This window comes from Mycobacterium sp. THU-M104, from assembly GCF_049197365.1.
Classification (GTDB): Bacteria; Actinomycetota; Actinomycetes; order Mycobacteriales; family Mycobacteriaceae; genus Mycobacterium.
This window is the reverse complement of sequence record NZ_JBMIOP010000060.1, coordinates 1-9,697: the sequence shown is the minus strand read 5'-3', so window position 1 is coordinate 9,697 and position 9,697 is coordinate 1. Positions and strand designations below refer to the sequence as shown.

7 protein-coding genes and 4 pseudogenes are annotated in these 9,697 nt (G+C 66.4%); 3 read left to right on the top strand and 8 right to left on the bottom strand.

Annotated elements, in window-relative coordinates; genetic code table 11:
- Positions 1 to 194: pseudogene (locus tag ACOJVU_RS06005) on the top strand (hypothetical protein); the annotation flags it as partial.
- A 36-nt stretch (positions 195 to 230) separates the two neighbouring features.
- Here ACOJVU_RS06005 and purQ read toward each other — a convergent pair.
- From purQ to ACOJVU_RS05975, 6 genes and pseudogenes are all read right to left on the bottom strand, one after another.
- Positions 231 to 905 carry a phosphoribosylformylglycinamidine synthase subunit PurQ gene (gene purQ / locus ACOJVU_RS06000; RefSeq protein ID WP_421528935.1) on the bottom strand — a complete coding sequence of 225 codons (675 nt, stop codon included), beginning with the start codon at positions 903 to 905 and terminating at the stop codon, positions 231 to 233.
- Positions 902 to 1,141 carry a phosphoribosylformylglycinamidine synthase subunit PurS gene (gene purS / locus ACOJVU_RS05995; RefSeq protein WP_421528934.1) on the bottom strand — a complete coding sequence of 80 codons (240 nt, stop codon included), beginning with the start codon at positions 1,139 to 1,141 and terminating at the stop codon, positions 902 to 904. The genes purQ and purS overlap by 4 nt, the downstream gene beginning before the upstream one ends.
- A 55-nt stretch (positions 1,142 to 1,196) precedes the next feature.
- The gene (locus ACOJVU_RS05990; protein WP_421528933.1) at positions 1,197 to 1,874 is read right to left on the bottom strand and encodes an ATPase; all 678 of its coding nucleotides are present in this window, start codon (positions 1,872 to 1,874) and stop codon (positions 1,197 to 1,199) included.
- A 105-nt stretch (positions 1,875 to 1,979) separates the two neighbouring features.
- Positions 1,980 to 3,647, bottom strand: a pseudogene (locus ACOJVU_RS05985) (FAD-binding dehydrogenase).
- A gap of 37 nt (positions 3,648 to 3,684) precedes the next feature.
- A complete protein-coding gene (locus ACOJVU_RS05980; RefSeq protein WP_421528932.1) occupies positions 3,685 to 4,389 on the bottom strand; it encodes a DUF2334 domain-containing protein in 705 nt (234 codons plus the stop codon).
- Between the two features lie 214 nt (positions 4,390 to 4,603).
- Positions 4,604 to 5,845: pseudogene (locus ACOJVU_RS05975) on the bottom strand (ISAzo13 family transposase); the annotation flags it as partial.
- Positions 5,846 to 5,911: 66 nt separating this feature from the next.
- On the opposite strand from ACOJVU_RS05975, the gene ACOJVU_RS05970 reads away from it, so the two are divergent.
- Entirely contained in the window at positions 5,912 to 7,513 is a 1,602-nt protein-coding gene (locus ACOJVU_RS05970) for a DHA2 family efflux MFS transporter permease subunit (RefSeq protein ID WP_421528931.1), read from the top strand.
- Positions 7,514 to 7,597: 84 nt separating this feature from the next.
- On the opposite strand, the gene ACOJVU_RS05965 is transcribed toward ACOJVU_RS05970, so the two are convergent.
- Positions 7,598 to 7,915, bottom strand: a complete 318-nt coding sequence (locus ACOJVU_RS05965; protein ID WP_421528930.1) for a GH12 family glycosyl hydrolase domain-containing protein — start codon at positions 7,913 to 7,915, stop codon at positions 7,598 to 7,600.
- A 301-nt stretch (positions 7,916 to 8,216) separates the two neighbouring features.
- Positions 8,217 to 8,483, bottom strand: a pseudogene (locus ACOJVU_RS05960) (PE family protein); the annotation flags it as partial.
- A 438-nt stretch (positions 8,484 to 8,921) separates the two neighbouring features.
- Here ACOJVU_RS05960 and ACOJVU_RS05955 point away from each other — a divergent pair.
- On the top strand, positions 8,922 to 9,697 hold a 776-nt coding region (locus ACOJVU_RS05955), incomplete at its 3' end, for a PPE family protein (protein ID WP_421528929.1).

Genomic DNA, 9,697 nt, shown 5'->3' with positions numbered 1-9,697 from the left:
TGCACAATTCCTGCGACCCGCAGCGCATCGGCGTGATCGCGCGCCGGTCGCAGTGGATCCGCGAAGACATCCCCTTCGAGGATTTCTCGCGCTTCGTGGACAACACGATCGCGGCCGCGATCGAACTGTTCGGCGAGCTGGCCCCGGTCGTGGAATGGCGGCCCGCGCAGCCGCTGCTGCGCGACGCCGGCTGAGCGCGCCGGCATCGCCGTTTACGCGCTGCCTTTCGCTCAGACCGCCAGAACGGCGTCCAGTGCCGAATAAAACAGGCCCAGCCCGTCGTCGGACGGTCCGGTCAGCGCCTCGATGGCATGCTCGGGATGGGGCATCAAGCCGACCACTCGACCGTCGGCCGAGCTGACGCCGGCGATGCCGTGCAGGGAACCGTTGACGCTGTCGTGGTATCGGAACACCACCCGGCCCTCGTCCTCGAGCTCGTCGAGCACGCCCCGGGGCGCCACATAGCGGCCTTCCCCGGATTTCAGCGGCACCAGGATATCCGCGCCCGGCTCGTAGCGCGAAGTCCACGCCGTCGCAGTGGACTCCACCTTCAGCCACACGTCGCGGCAGACGAAATGCAGGCCCACGTTGCGGGTGAGCGCACCGGGCAGCAGCTCTGCCTCGCACAGGACCTGAAAGCCGTTGCAGATGCCCAGCACCGGCATCCCGCGGCGCGCGGCGCCGACGACTTCGGCCATCACCGGGGCGAACCTGGCGATCGCCCCCGCCCGCAGGTAGTCGCCGTAAGAGAAGCCGCCGGGCACAACCACGGCGTCGACGCCCTTCAGGTCGGCGTCGGCGTGCCAGAGGCTGACGGGTTCGGCGCCCACCCGCCGTGCCGCGCGGGCGGCGTCCACGTCGTCCAGCGACCCCGGGAACGTGATGATTCCGACGCGCACCGTCACCTCGCCTCCCGCGTGATCGTCCAGTCCTCGATCACGGTGTTGGCCAACAGCGACTCCGCGATCTCGGCGAGCGCGGAATCGTCGATGGTGTCGTCGACCTCGAGTTCGAATCGCTTGCCCTGCCGCACCTCCGAGATTCCGGCATGGCCCAGCCGGCCGAGCGCGCCGACAATAGCCTGACCTTGCGGGTCGAGAATCTCCGCTTTGGGCATCACGTTGACGATCACCCGGGCCACCGGCGCTCCTCCTGACGATTTCTGTCGGCGCCAACTCTACCGGCGCCCGGCGGTTTCACAGGCACGAGGCGAGGTAGGCCTCGCACAGCGGGGCGGCCAGGGCGTCGAGTACCGGGTCGTCGGCCATCGCCGGCCATGCCACCAGCGGCGGCGCCGACGACCACAGCGTGAGCTCGGCGATCGTGCTGCTCGACGGGTGGGCGACCAGGTAGGTGTGCACGATGACCGGTCCGGAGATCACCGCAGCCATCCGGTCGGGCCTGTCGGTGGTCACCGACGGCGATTCCCCCGGCGCGCCGCGCTGACAGCCGCGCAGCGCAGCGACCGCGTTGCCGAACACCGCGGCCGCGTTCGGGCCGCCGCGGGCCGTATCACCGCGCCAGTGCAGGATCTGTGCCTGCAACTGCCACTGGCCTTCGGGATGCACCACGGTCGCCCGGGCGGCGACCGCCCCGGCGCGCAGGTCGTGCGGGGCCGCCGGCGTCGCGCACACCTCCTCGAATTGGAAACGCGGGCCGTCTCCCATGCCGGTAACCTGCACCGCGAGTCCGGCCGGCGCGGGCCAGTGATAGACGGAGTCCAGCGGTACCGCACGCGGTAATATCCACGCGCTGGTCGGGACCTGGTCGCAGACGGGCGGGCAGGTTTCGGGCTCCGCCTGCGCGGACACGGTGACGACCAGGGAACCCGTCAGGCAACCAGCGATCACGATCATCGCCAGGATCACCCGCATCGGCACCACCTTCGTCCGGGCACAATCCTAGACGTTCAGCTGACGCGTTTCGGGCACGCGCGCCTGCTCGCCGAGTTCGGCCAGACCCGCGCGCCCAGGGCGCGCTCAGGTGATGTCGTCGGCGGCGCCCCGGCCGGCGGAGCGCCCGGAAAAGATGCAGCCGCCCAGGAAGGTCCCCTCCAACGCGCGGTAGCCATGCACGCCGCCGCCGCCGAAGCCCGCCGCCTCCCCCGCCGCGTACAGGCCCGTGAGCGGGGTGCCGTCGGCCTCGAGCACGCGCCCCTGCAGATCGGTTTCGATACCGCCCAGGGTTTTTCGGGTCAAAATGTGAAGCTCGACCGCGATCAGCGGCCCGGCCTTCGGCTCGGTGAGCCGGTGCGGCGCGACCACCCGGGTGAAGCGGTCGCCCAGGTAGCCGCGGGCCGCACGGATCGCGGTGATTTGGCCGTCCTTACTGTATTTGTTGGCGACCTCGCGATCGCGAGCGGTGACCTCGGAGGCCACGGTGGAATAGTCCAGCGGCTCCACGTCAGGCAGCAAGTTCATCGAGTTCACCAGCTCACGCGGCGAATCGGCGCTGACGAAATCGACACCACGGTCGACGAACGTCCGCACCGGTCCCGGCGGGCCGGAACTGGCGCGGTTACGCAGCAGAGCGCGCACGCTCTGCCCGGTCAGGTCGGGCTTCTGCTCCTGGCCCGACAGTGCGAATTCTTTCTCGATCATCCTGGCGTCGAGGATGAACCAGGTGTAGTCGTACCCGGAGTTGGCGATGCATTCCAGCGTGCCAAGGGTGTCGAACCCTGGATACAGCGGAACCGGCAGCCGCTTGCCGGCGCCGTCCAGCCACAGCGATGAGGGGCCCGGGATTATGCGGATTCCGTGCAGCGGCCAGACCGGGTCGTAGTTGGTGATGCCCTCGGTGTAGTGCCACATCCGATCGGGGTTGATGCACGCGTGCGCCGGCACGCTGTGCGATGTCGATCATCCTGCCGTCGACGTGGGCCGGGACGCCACTGAGCAGCTGCCCGGGGACGCGGCCCATCCGCCTGGGCCAGTTCTTACGCACCAGATCGTGGTTGCCGCCGATGCCGCCGCTGGTGACGATCACCGCAGGGGAACAAAACTCACATTTCACCAATGCTTTTCGCGACGACGGCATCCCACGCGGGGCGGTGCTGGGTTCCAGCACGCTGCCCCGGACGCGGTGACCGCGCCGCCTTCGAGAATCAACTCGTCTACCTGGTGGCGGTGCGCGAATCGCACCGCGGAGCGGTCGCGCAGGCGGCGGGCGAACAGCTCGACCAAAGCGCGCCCGGTACCCCAGGTGATATGGACGCGGAGCACCGAATTAGCTTGTCCCAGAGCGTTATATCCTCTGCGTTCGGCCCACCCGACCAGGGGGAAGAGCTTCAGGCCCCGGGCACGCAGCCAGCTGCGCTTCTCCCTGGCTGCGAAATCGACGTAGGCGTAGGCCCATTGCCGCGGCCAGTAGTCCTCGTCGCGGTCGAAAGCCGCCGCGCCCAGCCAATCCTGAAGCGCGAGTTCGTGGCTGTCGCGGATGCCCAGGCGACGCTGTTCGGTGCTGTCGACGAGGAACAGACCGCCGAAAGACCAGAAGGCCTGTCCGCCCAGGTTGGCACTATTCTCCTGGTCGAGCACCAGGATCCGCGAGCCGCGTTCGACGAGTTCGCAGGCCGTCACCAGGCCCGCCAGTCCGGCGCCGACGATGATCGCGTCGGCGGCGAACCCGCCAGGCGATGAATCGCTCATGTCGGACCAGGGTAGTTCCCCACCCGGGCCGTCGGGGTCACGCAGCGTCGGCGATCGCCTTGTCGCGCTGCCAGCGGTAGACAGTCGGCGTGCAGCCGTGCATCAACGCCAGGTCCACGGCGTCGAGCATCGCCTGCTGCGGACCCGGCTTGCGCAACTGACGGGCGGCCACGGCGACACGCACCATGCCCTCCCGCCGCGCGATCCGCTCGGCGGACAGCACCACCATCCGACACCACCAGGGTTCGGTCAGGAACCCTTCACCGATGCCGAGGGCCCGGGCGCGGACAGTGGTGTGCCGAACCAGGTCGGTGACGCCGTGCAGGTCGGCGAGCAATCGAAAACCTTTCTGCGGCAATGTCTTGACGACACCAGGCGATACCGTCCAGCCCGGCGCGGCAAACAGCCGGGTGCGGAGCCCCAGGTGCTCGAGCACCCGGTCGGCGGCGGTCAGGCGCAGGTTGGCCTCGTGTGCCCGCAGGATGGCGAACTCGGCACGCCGATTCTTGGTGGCCGCGTCCTCATAGCCGTGCAGCACGATGGCGTCGCCTCGGGCCCGCCGGGCGGTCAGCCACTCGACCGTCCGCGGGTCGCGGTCGAGTCGATAATCTCCTTTAAGCCGCGGAGCCACCAGCAACGACACCGGCACGTTGCGGGCGTCCATTTTCGCGCAGAACGCCTCGACGTCGGCCACGGTGCGGTCACCTATGCCCGAGACCGAGACGATCAGTTTTCCAGACACGCCAACAGTTTGCCGGTCCCAAGTGTCGGGATGGTGAAGGACACGCAGACGGCAAGCGTATATCGCTCCGCCACGGCGCTGGCAAACCCGTCCTCCTCTCTGGCCCCCTGCGCCGGGTCGGGCACGGCCCGGCCGGGCGGCAGTTCAGCAAATGGCTCTCAGCGTCGGTGGGGCCAACGGTTCGATATGCTAAGGGAGCGCGCAGTAATTAGCTGGGTTCCGTGGGGCGTGTCGCGGTGTGGTCGGCCGTGAGTGTGTAGTTCCAGTCGCCGTGGAACTCGTGACGGTGCAGTTGGGTGGCTTCGAGGGCGGCGATTTGCTTGTCGGTGATCTTGATACCACGCTCGTAGGTGGTGGTGTCGAGCACCGCGTTCACGGTCAGTCCGGTGGATGTGGTTGTTGCCCTGAGAGTTTCGATGACTACCTCGTGGGATTCCAGGGGGCGTCCGCGCCAGTTGCGGCTGATCGCGGAGAACAGCCGGTGTTCGATCTTGTTCCATTTGGAGGTGCCCGGCGGTAGGTGGCAGACGGTGATGTCGAGTCCGGTCTCGGCGGCGAAGGCGGCGAGTTCGGTTTTCCACAGCCGTAGCCGGGATCCGTTGGAGCCACCGGAGTCGGCGGTGATCAGCAGCTTGTCCGATCCGGGATAGCTGGCAGCGCCCATCGTGGTCCACCAGCGGCGGATCGATTCCACGGCGAACTGGCCGGTGTCGGCGTCGGTGCCGACGTTGACCCAGCCGGTATTGGCGCCGATGTCGTAGACCCCGTAGGGAGCCACCTTGCCCAGCTGCTTGTCGGCGAAGTCGTGCACCTGCACCGTGCGCGGTGCCCCGGCGGGCTCCCATTCACGGCCAGCAGCTTTGTAGTTGCCGACGAGTTCCTTCTTCTTGGTGTCCACGCTGATCACCGGATACCCGCCGGCCTGGAATCGTTCGACTTGCGTGTTGAGATAGCCGAACTGGGCATCCCGATCCAGATGCTGGGCGCCTTCAATGGTTTTCGAGTTCGCCTGCAGGCTGTAACCAGCCTGTTTGAGCAGCTTGGCCACCGTCCGCGCGGACACTCGATGCCCCCTGGCGATCAGCTCGGCGGCCAGCTTGCCCGTCGATTTGGTCGTCCACCGCAACGGCGATTCCGGATCGCCCCGCGAGACCGGATCCACCAGCGCATCGAGCGCGGCGACCAGATCGGGATCGGTCACCGCCACTGGCGGGCGACCCGCACCCGGCCGGCGCACCCGCCCCGGAATCGGTTCGTCGTAATCCAACTCGCGCACACCTGCCGCCACGGTATCCGGATGCACCCCAGCGGCCGCCGCGACCAGCTTGATCCCGCCCCGACCCAGCACCTTGGCCTCCGCGCCGAGCAACAACCGCCACGCCCGCTCATCCAGATGCGGGCGGATCAACGACAAACGGGCGGCGACCGGATCGGAGTCCACAGCAGGCAGCGTCATACCACAAGTGTGAACAAACCAAACAGAAAAACCTAATCAATTACTGCGCGAGTCCTAAGCACCGACATGGAAAAGGCTTCACCCGCCGCGCCGCCTTCCGCCGCCACGACTCGGCAACGGGCAGCCGGTGAGCGCCAGTATCCCGACAAGCTCGACGCCGCGCTGCTGCGGGTCGCCGGAGTATGCATCCTCGCCACGGTGATGTCGATTCTGGACGGCGCCGTCGTCAGCGTCGCCCAGCGCACCTTCATCAACCAATTCGCGTCCACGCAGGCGGTGGTCGCGTGGACGATGACCGGCTACACGTTGGCCTTGGCGACAGTCATCCCCTTAGCGGGCTGGGCGGCCGACCGGTTCGGCACCAAACGGCTGTTCATGGGCTCCGTTCTGGCGTTCACGCTGGGCTCGATGCTATGCGCGCTGGCACCGGACATCCTGCTGCTCATTGTCTTTCGGGCGGTGCAAGGCATCGGGGGCGGCATGCTGTTACCGCTCGGCTTCATGATCCTGGTTCGCGAGGCGGGCCCCGGGCGACTCGGCCGCCTGATGTCGATCCTGAGCATCCCCATGCTGCTCGCCCCGATCTGCGGGCCCATCCTGGGAGGTTGGCTCATCGACACCACCGGCTGGAGATGGATCTTTCTGATCAACATGCCGATCGGCCTCGTCACGATCACCCTTGCGGCGATCGTGTTTCGCAAAGATCAGCCGGCGCGGTCGGAATCGCTCGACGTCGTCGGGGTGCTACTGCTCTGCCCCGGCTTGGCGACGTTTTTGTTCGCGGTGTCGTCCATCCCGGGTCGCGGCTCCGTCGCAGATCGGCACGTGTTGATACCGGCGACGGTCGGCCTGACGCTGATCGTGTGCTTCGTCCTGCACGCCTGGTACGGGACCGATCACCCGCTCATCGACCTACGGCTGTTCACGAACCGCGTTGTCACCCAAGCCAATGTGACGATGACGGTGTTCGCGGTCGCGTTCTTCGGGGCAGCATTGTTGCTTCCGAGCTATTTCCAGCAGGTGTTGCACCAGACGGCGATGCAGTCCGGCGTGCACATGATCCCGCAGGGGCTCGGCGCGATGCTGACCATGCAACTGGCCGGCCCGATCGTGGACCGGCGGGGGCCAGGCAAGGTCGTCCTGGCCGGCATCGCGCTCATCACCGTCGGCCTGGGCGCCTTCGCCTACGGGGTGGCCAGGCAATCCGACTACCAACCCATACTGCTGACCGGGCTGACGATCATGGGCCTCGGCATGGGGTGCACCATCATGCCTCTGTCGGTAGCGTCGGTGCAGGCGCTGGCCCCTCACCAGATCGCCCGCGGCTCGACGCTGATCAGCGTTCTGCACCAGGTGGGCGGCTCGGTCGGGACTGCGCTGATGTCGGTGATCCTGACGAGCCAGTTCAACCGCAGCGAGAACATCCGCGCCGCGAACAAAATGGCATTGCTTCAGCAGAGCTCGGCCAAACTCCATGTGCCGCTTGACAGGTCCGCCTTGCCGAAGCGGGTCTTCACCCACCATTTCACCGGCGAATTGCTACACGACCTCTCGCATGCCTACACCGCCGTGTTCGCGCTCGCGGTGGTGCTGGTGGCATCCACCCTCATCCCTGCCTGGTTTCTGCCGAGACGCCCAGCCGGCGAGTTCCTCACTGTCACCGACTGATTGGACCGCACCCGCTACGGAAGGCCGTGCGAAATAATCGCACGGCCTTCCGCCGATTCGTTGGCGAGGGGCGCCGGGCTGGCGTCAGCTGACTCCGTTCACACTGGCGGAGAACGAATTGACCGACGCCCCGACACTGCCGCTCCAAGGCTCGAAGCCGGCCTGGATGCTGGTCAGATACCAGGAGTTGTTCACTGCCGGCTCGTAGGTTTCGGTCTTGTCGATGAAATCCAACACGTTCATGTTGTTCCAGGACTGTATCGGGGTGTCCGCGACGTAGGACACCACCTGGTTCTGGCTGTTGTCGCCTTCCCACACCGCGAACTGCTTGCCGTCGATGGTGGCTTGACCCACATCGGAGCCGACCGGCTGGATGGGGCCGGAATGGTTGAACCAGATCATGACCTCCTGATGGTTTACCGTGGATGTGTTCGGCGTGGGATTCAGCCAGATGTCCTAGGACGCGTCGTAGGTGCCACTCTTGGGGTAGGTGTAACTGATGCTCCTGGTCGCGGTCTGGATCTGGCTCAACTGATCCGGCAGCAGACGCGGAGCTACCGCTACTGCTAGCAGCGGCGTTCGCCGCGTGGGCGCCGGCACCGGCACTACTCGCCAGCTGGCCTCCGTTACCACCGGGGAAAGCACTGAAAATGCCACGAAGCGCTTGCGCACCGTTTTGCAGTGGCGAGGCGTTGGACGCCTCGGCGCTCACATACAACTCTGCGGCGCTGGTCAAGGTACGTTCCATGCTGACGTGAAATGCCGCCGCCTGGGCAAGCAGAGCGCCATACTCGCGGCCGTAGCTTCCGAACAAAGCCGCGATGCTTTGCGACACTTCGTCGGCCGCCGCCGATGCCACGCTGGTGATCGGACTCGCGGCCGCCGTAGCAGCACGAAGCTGTACGCCGATACCGCCGACATCCGCAGCAGCTGCCGCCAGTGCGCTCGGATCGGAAACCAAGAATGACATGTCGAATCCCGTCGTATACCTCATAACGCCGCTGTCTCGTCTTGATCACGGTGTTATCACGACGAGACGGTATTCTGGGCCAGCCGGCGATGCTCCGTAGTGAAAAACGAAAAACTCGCCAAGCGTTCCCCTCAGTGGCGGCCACTCGGTACCAGCTATCCGTCCCCCGTGCGACAGTGTCAGGTGAGGCACGCCGTGTCGTGGACAACCGGCGGTCAGCAGCTATGATGAACACAAAGTTACGTCGTGTTGTACCGTTCGATCGCCTTGCTCGTCCGTCGTACTGTGGGCTTCTCACGTGCGATGTATAAGGCGCCGAACGCGAACGGCGCGATCGCAACTCGACTTATCTGCGCAGCGTAAGCAGACGTCGCGAATGGCCCCGGTGCGACCGGTGAGGCCAACATCACTGACGGCCTGACAAGAAGGACCTCAGCTGTGGATTTTGCGATGCTACCTCCTGAGATCAATTCTGGCCGGATGTATTCGGGTCCCGGATCGGGACCGATGCTGGCCGCGGCATCCGCGTGGGACAACCTGGCAGCCGATCTGCATGCCACAGCCGCCTCATACGAGGGGATAACTTCAGGTTTGACGAATGGCCCGTGGCTGGGCGGCGCCGCAGCATCCATGGCGACCGCGGTCACTCCGTACATTGCCTGGCTCAGCGCGACAGCCACTCAGGCGGAGCTGACTGCCGTCCAGGCCAAGTCGGCCGCCGCCGCCTACGAAAACGCGTTCGCGCTCACCGTTCCGCCGCCGGCGGTCACCGCCAACCGAGTTCAACTCAGCGCGCTGATCGCGACCAATCTGTTAGGCCAGAACACCGCGGCGATCGCGATCACCGAAGAACGTTACGCGCAGATGTGGGTGCAGGATGCCACCGCCATGTACGGGTACGCCGGCCATTCGGCAGCGGCGTCGAAGCTGGCGCAGTTCACCGCGCCGCCCAACACGACCAACCAGGCCGCAGCGGCCACGGCACCGGTCGGCGCCGCCGGCAACCACGCATCGGCGTTCGCGGCAGCGGTTCCGCACACCCTGCAAGCGCTCACCGGACCGCAGTCATCGACATCGCCCCTGTCGGAGCTGACGTCGGTGTTGGACTCCTCGCCTTTGAAAACTCTGCTGGAAACGCCCTCGGTGACGAGCACCGCTGCCTCCTCGGCCAGCACGTCGGCGTCGTCGGCGTCGGTCGGGGTCGGAACCAGAGC